11 protein-coding genes and 6 pseudogenes are annotated in these 14,070 nt (G+C 57.3%); 7 read left to right on the top strand and 10 right to left on the bottom strand.

Translation table 11 applies throughout. From position 1 onward, the window contains the following. Window positions 1-348: 348 nt before the first annotated feature. The 4 genes from CP556_RS27475 to CP556_RS24225 form a co-directional block, all read right to left on the bottom strand. Complete coding sequence (locus CP556_RS27475) at window positions 349-642, bottom strand: NAD(P)-dependent oxidoreductase (RefSeq protein ID WP_394340759.1); 294 nt, start codon at window positions 640-642, stop codon at window positions 349-351. Between the two features lie 17 nt (window positions 643-659). Then, a complete protein-coding gene (locus tag CP556_RS24235; protein ID WP_098728123.1) occupies window positions 660-1,976 on the bottom strand; it encodes an RNA-guided endonuclease InsQ/TnpB family protein in 1,317 nt (438 codons plus the stop codon). Window positions 1,977-2,125: 149 nt separating this feature from the next. Then, complete coding sequence (locus tag CP556_RS24230; RefSeq protein WP_098728122.1) at window positions 2,126-2,557, bottom strand: NAD(P)-dependent oxidoreductase; 432 nt, start codon at window positions 2,555-2,557, stop codon at window positions 2,126-2,128. Then, window positions 2,554-2,778 (bottom strand): hypothetical protein, encoded by a 225-nt coding sequence (locus CP556_RS24225; RefSeq protein ID WP_255291595.1) that lies wholly within the window; start codon window positions 2,776-2,778, stop codon window positions 2,554-2,556. Before CP556_RS24225 ends, CP556_RS24230 begins: the two co-directional genes overlap by 4 nt. Window positions 2,779-3,197: 419 nt before the next feature. On the opposite strand from CP556_RS24225, the pseudogene CP556_RS24220 reads away from it, so the two are divergent. From CP556_RS24220 to CP556_RS24210, 3 genes and pseudogenes are all read left to right on the top strand, one after another. Beyond that, window positions 3,198-3,577, top strand: a pseudogene (locus CP556_RS24220) (SHOCT domain-containing protein). A 236-nt stretch (window positions 3,578-3,813) separates the two neighbouring features. Then, window positions 3,814-4,236, top strand: a complete 423-nt coding sequence (locus tag CP556_RS24215) for a hypothetical protein (RefSeq protein WP_255291594.1) — start codon at window positions 3,814-3,816, stop codon at window positions 4,234-4,236. Between the two features lie 446 nt (window positions 4,237-4,682). Then, window positions 4,683-5,690: a serine hydrolase domain-containing protein gene (locus CP556_RS24210; RefSeq protein WP_218012008.1), complete on the top strand. Its 1,008-nt coding sequence runs from the start codon at window positions 4,683-4,685 to the stop codon at window positions 5,688-5,690. Window positions 5,691-5,850: 160 nt separating this feature from the next. Here CP556_RS24210 and CP556_RS24205 read toward each other — a convergent pair whose 3' ends face one another. Then, complete coding sequence (locus CP556_RS24205; RefSeq protein WP_098728118.1) at window positions 5,851-6,375, bottom strand: ArsR/SmtB family transcription factor; 525 nt, start codon at window positions 6,373-6,375, stop codon at window positions 5,851-5,853. A gap of 199 nt (window positions 6,376-6,574) precedes the next feature. Between CP556_RS24205 and CP556_RS24200 the strand changes: the two genes are divergently transcribed. From CP556_RS24200 to CP556_RS24190, 3 genes are read left to right on the top strand one after another with little or no spacing between them, the layout of a single operon-like run. Further along, entirely contained in the window at window positions 6,575-6,790 is a 216-nt protein-coding gene (locus tag CP556_RS24200; RefSeq protein ID WP_006183492.1) for a heavy-metal-associated domain-containing protein, read from the top strand. A 4-nt stretch (window positions 6,791-6,794) separates the two neighbouring features. Continuing rightward, the gene (locus CP556_RS24195) at window positions 6,795-8,714 is read left to right on the top strand and encodes a heavy metal translocating P-type ATPase (protein WP_098728117.1); all 1,920 of its coding nucleotides are present in this window, start codon (window positions 6,795-6,797) and stop codon (window positions 8,712-8,714) included. 31 nt (window positions 8,715-8,745) lie between these two features. Beyond that, a complete protein-coding gene (locus CP556_RS24190; RefSeq protein WP_098728116.1) occupies window positions 8,746-9,399 on the top strand; it encodes a hypothetical protein in 654 nt (217 codons plus the stop codon). 33 nt (window positions 9,400-9,432) lie between these two features. Here CP556_RS24190 and CP556_RS24185 read toward each other — a convergent pair. Further along, window positions 9,433-10,376 (bottom strand): annotated as a pseudogene (locus CP556_RS24185) (site-specific integrase); the annotation flags it as partial. A 45-nt stretch (window positions 10,377-10,421) separates the two neighbouring features. Between CP556_RS24185 and CP556_RS24180 the strand changes: the two are divergent. Further along, window positions 10,422-11,423: pseudogene (locus tag CP556_RS24180) on the top strand (IS630 family transposase). Window positions 11,424-11,425: 2 nt separating this feature from the next. Here the strand turns inward: CP556_RS24180 and CP556_RS27080 are convergent. The 4 genes and pseudogenes from CP556_RS27080 to CP556_RS27470 all read right to left on the bottom strand — a co-directional run. Further along, window positions 11,426-11,741 (bottom strand): annotated as a pseudogene (locus CP556_RS27080) (site-specific integrase); the annotation flags it as partial. A 27-nt stretch (window positions 11,742-11,768) separates the two neighbouring features. Continuing rightward, window positions 11,769-12,198 (bottom strand): annotated as a pseudogene (locus CP556_RS24170) (DUF8154 family protein). Between the two features lie 58 nt (window positions 12,199-12,256). Continuing rightward, window positions 12,257-12,952 carry a nucleotidyltransferase domain-containing protein gene (locus CP556_RS24165; protein ID WP_176548337.1) on the bottom strand — a complete coding sequence of 232 codons (696 nt, stop codon included), beginning with the start codon at window positions 12,950-12,952 and terminating at the stop codon, window positions 12,257-12,259. Window positions 12,953-13,053: 101 nt separating this feature from the next. Then, window positions 13,054-13,209, bottom strand: a pseudogene (locus CP556_RS27470) (ArsR family transcriptional regulator); the annotation flags it as partial. Window positions 13,210-14,070: the final 861 nt, after the last annotated feature.

Below are 14,070 nucleotides of genomic sequence, written 5' to 3'. Positions count from 1 at the left end.
ACCCTTCAGCGCAATATACGGAGCAGCCGTCTTGCAGCACACTCTTCAAGGAGACGCCAGCTATGTACAGCTATGCCCGGTAAACGGAGTGATTCCCCACTCGGTCGGGTGATTGGTCTCGTTGTTGCCGGTCTCGCTGTGGTGTTGCTGGTGTTGGATCAGACCACCGACCTACCGGTTCCCTACGGATATGATGGACGTGGCTTTAGCTTCCTGATTGGGGGCGTAGTAGCACTTCTGGTCGTGATTGTCATGGGGTGGCAGTACCGTGATGTTCTTTTTAGGTAATTCGCCCGGGGATCAACTCGCATTTGCGCAATCAGTCGCGGGACTCGCACAGCTGTTGTCTCAGTTAGTTCTGAGTCGCTTCGCTATCGTCGCAATCTGATCCAGAAAAAATCCGAGATCGGCGTTCTCTTGGCTGGTGACTATCGGCGTCTCTCGAACGTATCGGTCCTCTTTAACAATTTGAAGCAGAAAATCGGCGACATCAGCCCGTGAAATCGGCCGTGCATTCACATCCAGATCAACTCCGTGGACGTATTCGCCGGTTCGCGGTGTGTCCGTCAATCCACCGGGCCGTACGATCGTCCAGTCGAGGTCGCTTTGCTTGACATCCTCCCCGCCCTGAAGGGCGAGGATTCCCGAGCGTTGGGATATTAGGGTTTGCAGTCCACCACTTGGCCCCTCGGTGAGAATCCGTGGGACAAGTCGTGAAGGTAGACTCCGGGCTGTGCCAACCAGCCGGTACTCCTATCTCCGGACAACTGCCCGGAAGACTCGGAGTTACTTTCGTTGATGTCGAGACGAATGTTCTCCGCCCCGTTCACGTCAGCGTTAAACGCATCATCGTGTTCATCGCACACGTACAAACCGCGTTCAACGCGCTGACTCTCATCTTCCCTACCGCAGACGCAACACGTCTTGCTCGTGCCACGCTCTGAAACTTCTACGACCTTGATGCCCTCGACTTTTGCTTTGTAGGTGAGTATCTTCGTGAAGCGGGCGAACGCCCACCCGTGCAAGTCGAGGTTGCCGTGCCGACCCCAGTTTTTCGACTCACCGTTCTCGTCTTCACGGACGCCGTCGAGTTTCCCGATGTTGATGCGACCCACTTCTCGCTCAATACACCGTTCAACGATGTGTTTGGCGAGGCTGTGGAAGAAGTGGGTGCGGCGCTCCGACCACTTGTGATGAAGGCGGGTGGCTTCCTCACCCCCAGAGTCGTCGCACTTGGCGATTTCTTTCGGGAGGTAGTAGCCGTCCTGTTTCAAGCGGTTGCTGGGGTACAGGTCGGCTTCCTCGGTGCTGTATGCAACGGCGGCGAAGTTACAGATTCCAAGGTCGATACCCGCCGTCTCAGTGCCAGGGGAGTCGGGTGTCTCCACTTCGTGTTTGCAGACGAGGTGCAGTTCCCATCGCCCCTTCGCCTTATCGTATACGGCGCGGACTTGTTGCAGGTTTTCTACCGTGACCTCGGGACGTGTCTCATATTCGACGAGGATGTAGTCGCGGTCGCGTGGGTGGTCTTTGTGGTTCGCGCCTTTCGAGAGTCGAATGCGGTTGTGTTTCGAGTCGTGACGGATACCTTTCTGCTTCCACGTCACCGTACTGCGTGGGTGTTCTTCATGGACGCGATTGCCGTTGTCGTCGTAGTAGTTTTTCTTGCGGTAGCCGGGAGGATTCGCACGAGAGTCGTTCTTGCGTTTGCCGTACCACGAGTTAAATGCTTCAGCGAGTTCCTCCAGAACGCGCTGACTGGACTGAGAATGGAGTCCTTTGTAGTTGTCATGACCTTTCAACTCGCGCTTCAACTCCGAGTCGTCGGGAATCTCGCCCGTATCCTCCCACACTTGGCGGGAGTGATAGTTTGCAACGTTCCACAGTTTTGATGCACTCCACCCGTGTACGTCGAGCATCTCAGCCACTTGACTGTGGTTGAGGATTTTCGCCCGGTACGTGCGGTGAATGTGCATTCGTGAAACGTCTCCATAACTGGTTATGGTACGTTTTATTGTAAACATTTGGATTTCTAAGTGAATATCTAGCCGTGCAGTCATCGGTGGGTAGCGCCATCCAGTGACGGCGCGTATCCCCGCCGTAAACGGCGAGGTTTTGCGCCTGCTCATCCCATAACAAGTTCTTCTTGCCGCGCCTTGTCTGCCATCAGATCGTGGAGAACGGTTGCGTTTGCAATTCGGACATACCACGGAACGGTTTCAGAGCTCGAACCGAGCCCCATCGACGTTAACACGAGTAATCGGCTGACTGGCCGGTCATTCATCGCCTCGATAATGTTCCGAGTCCCCAGCGACACGACATCCGGTGGGTTGTTCGGCGTCCGTCCGAGGAGACAAACCACAGCGTCTGTATTCTCGACTGTTTCAGAGACAGTCTCTGGATCCAAGACATTTCCCTCGATAGCTGTGATCTGTTCACTTGGCGGGAGTTTAGTCTGGGATCGTGTGAGTGCCCGAACGTCATAATTAGCTGCGAGCGCCTGCGTTATCAGATGTCGTCCTGTCCCGCCAGTCGCCCCGAACACAGCCAGTTTCATGAGAGCGAACCTGGAAAGTAGTTGTGCAACTTAGCAACCATATAGGTGTATACACCTGTAATGATCACCGATTCAAGGATCCCAGCAAACGTACCAGCGGGTATCGGTGTGAAGAACAAGTGCCACCGATCCATCATCTCGACCCCGCTTTCGTAGACTCCAATCATCCCGAAGAGGCCGAGTAAAAGCATGATCACAGCTGCGACCGTAGCTGCTGCCACAGCAAGTGGAAGTGGACCGAGACGCGGTGATACCCGGCTGGAGCCCGGGGTTTCACGAACGCCGTTTCGATCAGGTGGTGTACTCATAAGGAACACTACGAGCGGGTAATTCACTGAGGTTGTGGATACGATTCGAAACCGGCTACATCGAACTGCTACCAGCCGCAATATGAAGACAGAAAGGCACCACGTCACGGCTTTGATCCATTACTGAATCTCTATCATCGCACGATCCACTCCGGTGAGTCAGCGTGACAGCGCGAAGTCTACCAGAATGAGATTGGATTCGAACGTAGAACTGGTGCAAAGCCGGGATATCAAAAGTATTTGCAGGGTAGATAACAAGAAGGGAAGACACAATCGCATTGAATAGCGAACCCGTATTGAGTACTGGAGACGAATCTCACGGAGGGGAAACTATGCCTGACAAAACAGATGATACACGACGCATTACGACTGTCCTCATTATCATCGGTGCGTTCGTCCTCTTCCCGATGTTCTTTATGGGCTTCGGGATGATGGAGTTGGCCCGATGATGGGTGTCACGTGGGGCGGCCATCTGTGGGGCGACGGGACGATACCAACCTGGATGGTTATCACTGGAATCGTGATGCAGATCCTGTTCTTGGCAGCCATCATCGGTGGTGGCTACCTCATCTACCAGGCAATAGCGGGGAATGAGAGCAACTCGGACCAGGCACTCGAAGAACTCCGACTCGCGTACGCTCGTGGCGAATTGACCGACGACGAATACGAACAACGACGAGAGGCGCTTGAACGCGACACGGAGTCGCAGTAAGACTGATTCGAGGAATGACGGGGACATCCGATCACCATCCCACAACGGCCCACCCCTCGCTCCCGGCCTGGCTCGACCGATATACAACGTTGGGCCTCTATGGACTACTCGTCGGGACGGGACTCTGTCTGATCGCATTCGTTACGAATCCAGTCCCTGATCCCTCATTCCCATGGGCGACGCTGCCGGAATCGCTCCGTCTTCCCTTCGAGCAACCACGAATCGAGCACTGGCCTGTGACATACACTATCGGTATCTGGCTTTGGATCGTTGGGTTTCCAGCGTTGTTCCTCAGTGGTTACAGACGGTTCGGTACTCGGACACCGTTCGGCTCAACAACGTGGCTCGCGGGGCTTCCCACGCTAGCGATGCTCGGCTGGACGACCTACTGTCGGTTCTTCTGGCCGAAACTCCACCCACCGACTTGGAATGCCCCTTCCTACACGCTCATCTGCTGGCTGTACTGCTCCTCGTACGACGTGCTCTGGAGCAACACAGCCTATGTAATTGCGCTATTCGGCATCGTCGCGACGCTCCTTGCCCTGCGACACCAGGACGCAGATGAGTATGCCCTTCTCGGATTTGGACTCCTCGCACTTCCCCTCGGATTACCAGCTCTGTACGAGGGATATCGACGGACGACGCGAACGGCGACCTGAGGGACTGTGATCAGTGGTTGGTTTCAGCCCTGTTGATAACAGTGGTGAGTGATTATTCTGACTCAAGTGTGGGAAATTTAGAGTGGTTACCTATCGTTCGATCTAAATAACATATCCTGTCGGATACTATCATTCAATTAGGCAGACCCAAGCAGAGTTCCGAGATCACCTCGTTCTCGGCGACACCGATCACTGTCCAATCCATCACTCCTATCCCGACATTCCTGAGAACCTCTCGAAGTGCGATTTCTTGTAGAAGACGTTCTTAGGAGTCGGGAACGATACCGCCATTTAATAGCCCTAAAACCGTACATTCGGGCGTTATGGAGCGCCAAAGGGCCAAATCTCGTCTGGAATCCAGGTTACAATCTGCCGTCGAAGACAACTCCGACCTCCACTCTGCGTACTTGTTGGTACATTCTGATAGCCGTGACTTACATTGGAATATGGCTACCGGGCAGACGGGAGACGTCGAGGCCGCTCCAGAGCAACCATACTACGCAGCCAGCATCGGCAAGACCTTCACCTCGACGCTCGTGGCCATGCTCTCCGACGGCGGCCAGCTCAGTTTTGACGATCCGATCTCGGAGTATCTATCGGAGTCGATTCTCGATAATCTTCACACTATCGACGGGACAGACTACACCGGCGATATCCGCATCCGTCATCTCCTCGGTCACACCTCTGGGCTTCCTCATTCCCTCCCCGAAGGCGGAAAAATGTTCTTGAACACGCGATTAGAAGAATCCCCCGAAGGGAAGACGCTGTTCGACGAAATGTTGGAAGAACCGAACCGGACGTGGGAACCGGAGGAAACGATCGAATGGGCAAAACAAAATCTGGAACCCCACTTCCCGCCCGGAGAGGACTGCTACTATTCGGAGTTCGGATACAATCTGCTCGGATTGATTATCGAAAGCGTGACCGGCCAACCGTATCACGAGGCTCTGGAGGAGTTCCTCTTTGATCCGTTGGAGATGGAGCACTCGTACTTACCGCCGTTCTCGGAACCCGCAGTAGACAGCGCGCTTCCTACAGCCCCGTTTTATATCGACGAAAAGAAAATCGAGGTGGATGATGTACCCTCGTTGAGCGCTTTCTATGCCGGTGGACAGACGGTGAACACCGCAGAAGAGCTGTTCCGGTTCCATCAAGCCTTGGTCGAGGGTAACCTCGTATCCGAGGAGACGCTACAGGAGATGCTACAGTGGAACAAATTGTGGCAAGGAATCGACTACGGCTACGGCGTCGTCCGTATCCGTCCGTTGCCGTTTCTCAAACGATTCCACTCGTGGGGTGGACTCGGGGCGAGTAGTGCATTCATGGTGTATAATCCCACTATTGATGTCTACCTGATCGGGACATTCAACCAGTGGTCGTATATGCGGAAGAGCATGATGTTTCTCTTCCAAACGCTACGGTCAATCTCGAAGGTGGATCGATCCGGACAATAGCCTTGCAGGCGATGGAAACTCGCTTTTGGAGTTAGCAGTCAGGAAGTTTAGGTACCAAGCTTTCGCATATTAGTGAGTAATCGATACGCAGTCTTCAGCGATCGGTTGTTTCGTGCCGTGTCGTATCTAATGAAATCCCAACAATCTCGAGGTGTCTCCCTCAGGAATCTCTGTGGGCGCGAACGAACGCACGTCGCAGGACTGTCAGAAGAACGTACGTCTCGTACTTCTGGGTCCGGCAGTGCTCGCAGGGCTGCATGTCCGCGACAATCTCCTCGATCGCACCATCGTACTCGTCGGTGAGCGTAGCGAGCGCGTCCGTAATCTGGGGCTGAACGGCGTCGATCATCTCTTCGACGGCAGCGTCAGCAGAGTTCGGCAGGGAATACGAAAGGACGATCGTGTTCGCGTGATAGTACTTCGTCGTTCCACCCCGACCCTCCTCGAAGCGGACGACGTCGACGAGGGCGGCGTCCCGTAACTCGTTGATGTGGTGGCGAACCGTGTTCTCCGTGCGGTCGACACCACGATTGTCGAGGCGTGCGTGGACCTCGGTCGCGGTCAAGGCTTCCTCGGACAGGATGTCGAGGATCATCGCCCGCATCGGTTCGTCGATCGCGTCCGAAACCCGGGGATCCCGCACCGCGATGTCGTCGAGACCGTGGTCGGTATCAGAATCACTCATACAGGAACTGAGAGTGAGCACGAGGGAAAAGGTAGCGGGATGCCAGCGAAGAGACGCCCACCGAAGAACGAGTCTCGAACGAAGCCACGAGGGCGAAAGCCCTAGACGACTTGTTTGACTGTTCCAACGACCCATTCAAGTATCCAAACATATCATTTAAAAAATATTTATTGGGGTAGGGGCACTATCTCAAACTGTAATGAGCGACACAACCCAGTTCCGCGTCCTCGACTTCGACTGCCCGACCTGTGCGAGTACCGTCGAACGCGCCCTCTCGAACGTCGACGGCGTCCAGCACGTCGAAGTCCACTACGCGACCGGCCGCGTCGAGATCGAGTACGACGATAGCGTCGCTGACCCCGACGCCTTCGCACAGACCATCGAAAACCAGGGCTACACGCCCCAGCCCGCCTAACACCATGAACAAACAATCGATCACGCAGTACTACCGGAAACACCGGAAGGCCATCGTCACGGCAACGAGCGGCCTCCTCTACGGGGGCGGCTGGAGCCTGGGCTATCTCACGAGTTTCGACACGGCAAGCGCCGCGGTCCTCATCCTAGCGACGGTCGTCGGCGGCTACGACATCGCCAAGACCGCCTACTACGAGGTCACCAACCGGACGCTCGGTATCAAGACGTTGGTGACGCTGGCCGCTATCGGTGCCATCGTCATCGGGGAGTACTGGGAGGCCGCGGCAGTGGTCTTCCTGTTCAGCCTCGGCAGCTACCTCGAGGGGCGGACGATGCGGAAGACCCGGACGGCCCTCCAGGAACTGCTGGAGATGACGCCCGACACCGCGACTGTCCGTCGCGACGGGGAGCTTCAGGAGGTGCCCGCCCGCGAGGTCAAGGAGGGTGAGATAGTTATCGTCAAACCGGGCGGGAAGATTCCGGTCGACGGGTCTGTCGTCGACGGTGAGAGCGCCGTCAATCAGGCGCCAGTCACCGGCGAGAGCGCGCCCGTCCACAAGGCCGACGGCGACGAGGTCTACGCCGGGACTGTCAACCAAGAAGGTGCACTGGAGATTCGGACGACGGGCGCGGGTTCGGACACGACGCTCGAACATATCATCCGCCGCGTCGAGGAAGCCCAGGAGGCCCAGTCGCCGACCGAGAGTCTCATCGACCGGTTCGCGAAGTACTACACGCCGGCCGTCATTGCCCTGGCTATCGGCGCGTATGCAGTCACGCAGAACGCGATCCTGTCGCTGACGCTGTTGGTCATCGGCTGTCCGGGCGCGCTGGTCATCGGGCCGCCGGTCAGCATCGTCTCCGCTATCGGGAACGCCGCCCGGTCGGGCGTGCTGATGAAGGGCGGTGAACACCTCGAACGCGCCGGCAAGATCGACCTCGTCGCCTTCGACAAGACCGGCACCCTCACGAAGGGCGAGACCACCGTCACCGACGTCGAGGGATTCGGCGTTGCTGATGACGAGGTCCTCTCGCTCGCGGCGACCGCCGAGAAGAAGAGCGAACACCACCTCGCCGACGCCATCGTCGACGCGGCGCGCGAGCAACCGACGGCTGCGACGGACGGTGGGGCCACAGTCGCCCAGGCGGACGATACGGACGCGGGGCGCCAGTCGATCCCCGATCCGGACGACTTCGACGTGGTCGCCGGCAAGGGCGTCATCGCCCACGCCGACGGCCACGAAGTCGTCGTCGGCAACCGGGCACTGCTGGACGACCGCGACATCGACATCCCCAGTCGGGTCGCCGAATACGTCCGCGAGCGTGAGGAACGTGGCGAAACGGTCGTCCACGTCATCCGGGATAGGGACATCATCGGCGCAATCGCGCTGCGGGACGAACTCCGGGAGTCCGCCCCCGGCGTCGTCGCGGCACTCCAAGACGCCGGCATCGAGACGGTGATGCTCACCGGCGACAACGAGCGAACGGCCGCTGCCGTTGCCGGGGAGGTCGGTATCGACGAGTACCGCGCCGAACTTCTCCCCGAGGACAAGCAGTCCGTCATCGAGGCCTACCAGTCCGACGGCCACGTCGTCGCGATGGTCGGCGACGGCATCAACGACGCGCCATCGCTGGCGACCGCCGACGTCGGCATCGCGATGGGTGCCGCGGGGACGGACACCGCCATCGAGACGGCTGACATGGCACTGATGGCCGACGACCTCGAACGCATCCCGTACGCGGTCACACTGAGCAAAGCGACGCGCTGGAACGTCCTCGAGAACGTCGGGCTCGCGGTGCTGACCGTGACCGTCCTCCTCGCGGGCGTACTTACCAGCTACGTCACCCTTGCGTCGGGAATGCTGGTCCACGAGGCCAGCGTCCTCCTCGTCATCCTCAACGGGATGCGACTGCTCCGCTACTGACCACGAGACACGATCACCACCACCACAACTCATGACATCGAATTCCACTGCGACTGACGCGACCCAGGCTAGAACCAATTGGCAGGTAGACTACGACGTCGATCCGATCGAAATCCGCGACCCCGTCGCGGAGGCCCTCGGCGTCCTCGAACCGGGCGACCCGTTCGTCATCACCTATAGAGACGCGGTGAAAGAGGCGGGACACTCCTGTCCGACTGCCTCGGGCGCCTACCGGATCGTCCAGCTCGGGCTTGACGCCCTCTACCCCGACGGCTATCCAGTCCGGAGCGAAATCGAGGTTCAGGCGGCCGGCCCGCAGGACGATGCTGCGTACGGCGTGATGAGCCGTATCATCTCGTACGTGACTGGCGCGACCGACGACGACGGATTCAGCGGGCTCGCCGGCGGCTACGGCGGCCGCCGTAATCTCCTGCGCTTCGACGTGTTCGACCCGGACACGGCGGAGCCGACGTTCCGGTTCCGGCGAGCCGACACGGACGAGACCATCGAAGTGACCTACCACGTCAGCGACGTTCCTGACGGTGGGCCCGCAATCGGGAATCTTCAGAGGATTCTGGATGGGTCCGCGAGCGAGGAGCAACGGGAGGCCTTCGCTGACGCCTGGCACCGCCGGGTACAGGTCGTCCTCAGCGACGACTCGCTGTTCACCGTTGAAGCGGTGTGAACGTGTCGGTCTACCCCTCACACTCGAAATAAGTTACTGCGGTATACTATCAATCTCCTCGAGCGCCTCAGTAGCGACATCACCGAGTTCTCCGGCCTCGATATGTGAATACCGCTCTCTCACCATCTCCTCCGAATTGTCGAGATACCGGGCGGCAACCGTGTATCCGAATGCTCGAACGAGAACTTCACCCATCCCACGCCGGCCGCCGTGGGGAGCCAGATAGTCGTGTTTCGGATGGTCGATGTCGATTTCTGCAGCGTCCGAGAGTCGCTGGAGAATGGACCGAGCACCATCAGTCGTGATCGACGGGGGCCGCACATCCTCGTCGAGCGCCAACAGAAGATCCCGAGCATACTCGTTACGTCGCTCATCGATTGCATCCGGCTGTTCCCCTCGGTCAGCGAGTTCCTCCTGGACGAGCCCCGCAAGTGTTCGTTGGTCGAACGTCGGAAACACCGCCCACCGTTCGGTCGGTGGGTCCATCAGCTGGCGGTAGCTCCGCAGCGGCGAAATTACCGGGTCGGGGAGACTGGCTGCGTCCCACTGCTGTTTCTCCCGGTAGACGTCCATACTCCCGCCGTCGATCGAGAGGTCCTCCCATCGGACGCCGCGCCGGCGCGGGTCGTTCGGGTCCCGGAGTAGTTCCCCGACGCGAACGGCGGTGTACGCGAGAACGAACACCAGGGCCCGGTCACGAGCCGCCTTCAGCGCCGCGTAGTGCGCTCGCTGCTTGTCGACCGGATCAGTACCCTCCGGAAGTGTCATGTACGCCTCGGCGGCGTCGCGGGCCCGTTCGTCGACGTAGCGGGTGAGGGCGTGGCGCTGTTCCGACGTCCAGGCCTGCTGGTCGCCGGGCTTGCGGCCGTCGTCCTCCGGCAGCGGGGGGCCATTGCACTCGCCTGCTGGGCGTAGTGCGCCTCGAGGTACCCCTCGTTGATGCACCAGCCACACCACGCAGAGATATAGCGGTAATATAGTAACCGTTAGAATTTCCCGCCCGCAGATTGTCACTGTAGACAATGGACCATCTCGACGAAATCTCCGTCGAAGAACTCCAAGACGCCCTTGGCAAGGTTGAGGGAAACAAGCCGACACAACGGTTGTTAGCAGCGATTGCGTACAAGAACGGCCTGACGCAGACTGAACTTGCAGAGTGGCACGACACTGGTCGAAGAACTATCTACAGTTGGCTCATGCGACTCGATACGGACAAACCGCTTGAGCAAGCTGTCCCTGATGCCCATCGATCCGGGAGAAAACGAAAGCTCTCAGAAACACAGCAAGATGAGTTTGAACAAACCGTTCACGAACCTCCCAAGGAAGTCGGTATCGACGCGCCGGCGTGGACGCCGGCGCTCGTCCAGGAGTTTCTTGAAGAAACCTACGGCGTCGAGTACTCCTATCCGAGTTGCCGTCGGTTGCTCAAAGAAGCTGGACTGAGCTACCAAAAACCGCGCCGTACAGCCGCCGAAGCCGAGGAATCAGACACAGAAGAGTTCCGCGACGAACTCAAAAAAAAAGCGAGCGGAGATGGACGCCACAGTAGTCTGCATCGATCAGACCAAGGAATCCGTCCAGGTTGAGCCGCGTGCCGCATGGTTTCCGCGCGGCACGCGGCCGACCGTCGAACTTTCTGGCCAACGCGACTGGACGTGTCTGCTCGGCGCGATTACCGAAGACGGCGAGTGCTTCTTCTCACGATTCACCGAGTACGTCACCGCCGATCACGCAAAACATTTTATCCTCCCGTTATGCAAAGAATTCGAAGAAGATTTGATCGTTGTACTCGATGGAGCGCCGTATTTACAGGCATCAGCCGTCACGGATCTGGCGACCCGTGACGACCTCGTCTTCGTCACGTTACCAGCAATTCCCCGGAACTCAACCCAGTGGAAGAGTGCTGGAGACAGCTGCAATCAGCACTTAGCAACCGATTCTTCGACTCGCTTTCTGAGCTGACAACAGCGATCGATACCGCTCTTGATCAACTCTCTATCCATAGTCTGAGCAATTATTTCTAACGTCTACTATAGGTTTGTACAGTGTTCTGTTTGAGCCCTCGATCACCGGCGAGGTGTCGGGCATACTCCCGAAAGACGCGTTCGTCGAGATCCTCGAAGGTGGGCTCTCAGTCAACATCGTCGGGGACGATCCCGGTCCAGTCGTCGTCGCGGTCGCCGTCGGCCCACTCAGCGAACCGCTCGAGCTCGCGTGCTGCGTTTCGTCGGTAGTTCCCGCCGTCCCCACCGCGGCCTTTCCCCCTTGTCTTGGAGGTAGCGCTCGAACGAGTCGATAAATGGGGTCAATTGCGTTCCTCCTGTGGATGTATTCCGGTCCATAGTGTTCTCTCTAAGTGCCTAATGGAGTCAGTCACACAGACAGACGCTGCCCTCCCGGATCTGACTCACCGCGAACTGATGGACAGCGATTGCGAGTTCGGTCATTGCGTCCGCTTGTTCTTCGGTTGGACGACCGCCACCGTAATAACTCTCAGTCCGGTTCTCATTGTAGAGGTTCCTCATCTCCTCTGCAGTCTGCCTCTCGAATAGCCCGATCTGATGGGCACGTTCGTAGCTGAACTGATGGTCCTGGAAATCTTGGAGTGTATCGGTCGTCATCGAGAGGGCATACGCCTCGATGGACCGTTCAATGGCCCCGAAACAGACCTCGATGACGGCAGTGTAGTACCCGTCTTGTGCTTGGAGTGTGTCGACAACTTCGAGAAGGCGACACGCTTTCGTCAGCTGTGTCTTCCAGTCTGCATCAGCACTAATCCGTCCGACCTCGTCCAACCATCTCGAAGGCGTCCTGCGCACGCTCAAGTGCTGCGAGCACAGATGACGGGTCTGAGCCGCTACTCATCGGCAGCTCCTTCCTCCAGAAGGAGGTTTTCGACAGTTTCGAAGTCACTCGTCTTGTAGACTGGAATTCCCGAGACGATGATTTCCCGAATGTCATCGGTGTAGGCCGGAATCGCTTGGACGGCCTCGACGTCGATATCGTACGCGTACCGGTCACCATCGAATTCCATCTCTTCGAGGTCGCGTGCGATGGCGTTCGCTTCTCGTTGGCTTTCGGCCCGCCCAGAGCGAGCCAGCACCCAGAGATCGATATCGCTTCGTCGGTCAGCATCTCCCCGGGCAACACTCCCATACAGGATGATGCCGACGACGTCACTAATGTTCTCACGGAGCTTCGTTACAGCAGTTTTGACCGGCTGGTGATACTCCGATTGGGGAATCCGAAGAATCGGATCGTCTGGGATAGAAAGGCGCTGTCTGTTGATCTGAATAAGGCGCTGGTTGCTTTTGGGAGATTCTGTGACCAGATCATTCGAACTGAGAACATTCACAGCCCGTCGAACGGACTGGTGTGAATGGCCGATCTGCGTCGCAAGTTCTCGCAGGGAAAAGTCACTGAATCGATGGTTTGTTAAAAATAAAAGGACATCACTCGTCGCCTTATGTTTAAATAATTCCGGATCTGAAGGGGGTATAGAAAGCGAAATATATGCTCCGGGCGAATCCGTACTTTCCGTCTCGCGGTTCATATGCCGTGACACGGACTACTACTATAAAAACATTATATGTGGTTCAGATTCTGCTTAAATACTCACTATCGGATCAACGTGCTTGCGGAGAAAGACATTCGGATACCGAGTTCGTCGACGATCTCGGAAACAGTGACGGGACCGTGCTGCAAAATGGGGGCATAAATCTGAGCGAGTATTGACGTCTCAAGAAGGTCGACGACCGTCTGAAGCTGCTGAATGGGTGGCTGGCCCGCCCGGGGAGGTGAGTTCGCCATCCCGATCACGAATTATCGATAATTCGTGATCAGGCTTCCGGCTGGGGAGGTAAATTCGAAACCCACTCGGTAACTGCAGAAAGACCCCCACTCTCAGCGTCTCTACCCCGGAGAAAGCGCCGTCGTGAGGCGGTTGCAGCATTCGTGCTTCACCGACAGCGTCGGGGTACTTCAATTTGATCGTGATTACTCTGATAATCACGACCAGCAAGCAAACCGAAGGAACCCATCGGTTTTGGGAGTTTCCAGACGCCTACCCGCCGATAGACGATAGTGAAACAGTTCTAAACTGTATACACAATATTGAATTGTCGGGGAACTTGCGAAGCCGGTTGATCCCGCTGGATGACCAAATTCCCTTTAGTCAGCCCGCCATACAGTCGATAATGGTAGAGACTCCGGATTCGTTACGCCTTCTCTACGAGACGCCACTCGAAAAGCGCGGGGACCAGTACACGGTATCGATCCCGAAGGCGTTCGTCGACGAAAGCTCACTCACAACTGGTGACGTCTACCGGGTGGCGCTGCTTGCCTCAGCGAACGGAGTTCGAGATAGACAGGCCAACTCGGGACTGCGCCAAACGACTACCGTGCTCGGAATCGCCACGTGAATTATAGTACCCACTGAAAGTCACTGTACATCTAATCGCATGACCACGTTGCGATCAGTGTGTAAATCGTTTCAGTGGCTACTATAGCTATCCGATCTCGAGTGCGACGGCCTCGGTAGGCCCGACGTCGTGATCGACGAGGGAGCTCGCTGTGAGATGCCATGCCTTTCCGCGAGTTCGGGATCAACTTGCTCGTAGTGAACGCTGAACTCGGTCAGAGCGACGGCGAGCAAGAGGTTTTTGCGTCTCT

The organism is Natrinema sp. CBA1119, from assembly GCF_002572525.1.
Classification (GTDB): domain Archaea; phylum Halobacteriota; class Halobacteria; order Halobacteriales; family Natrialbaceae; genus Natrinema.
The sequence above is the reverse complement of the archived record's forward strand: the minus strand, read 5'-3'. Positions and strand labels throughout refer to the sequence as shown.

Excerpts from the sequence above, each read along its gene's own strand:
- CP556_RS24190 (WP_098728116.1), top strand. The coding sequence starts at position 8,746 with ATGACATCGAATTCCACTGCGACTGACGCGACCCAGGCTAGAACCAAT.
- CP556_RS24235 (WP_098728123.1), bottom strand. The coding sequence starts at position 1,976 with ATGCACATTCACCGCACGTACCGGGCGAAAATCCTCAACCACAGTCAA.
- CP556_RS24210 (WP_218012008.1), top strand. The coding sequence starts at position 4,683 with ATGGCTACCGGGCAGACGGGAGACGTCGAGGCCGCTCCAGAGCAACCA.
- CP556_RS24200 (WP_006183492.1), top strand. The coding sequence starts at position 6,575 with ATGAGCGACACAACCCAGTTCCGCGTCCTCGACTTCGACTGCCCGACC.
- CP556_RS24165 (WP_176548337.1), bottom strand. The coding sequence starts at position 12,952 with ATGAACCGCGAGACGGAAAGTACGGATTCGCCCGGAGCATATATTTCG.
- CP556_RS24230 (WP_098728122.1), bottom strand. The coding sequence starts at position 2,557 with ATGAAACTGGCTGTGTTCGGGGCGACTGGCGGGACAGGACGACATCTG.
- CP556_RS24195 (WP_098728117.1), top strand. The coding sequence starts at position 6,795 with ATGAACAAACAATCGATCACGCAGTACTACCGGAAACACCGGAAGGCC.
- CP556_RS24205 (WP_098728118.1), bottom strand. The coding sequence starts at position 6,375 with ATGAGTGATTCTGATACCGACCACGGTCTCGACGACATCGCGGTGCGG.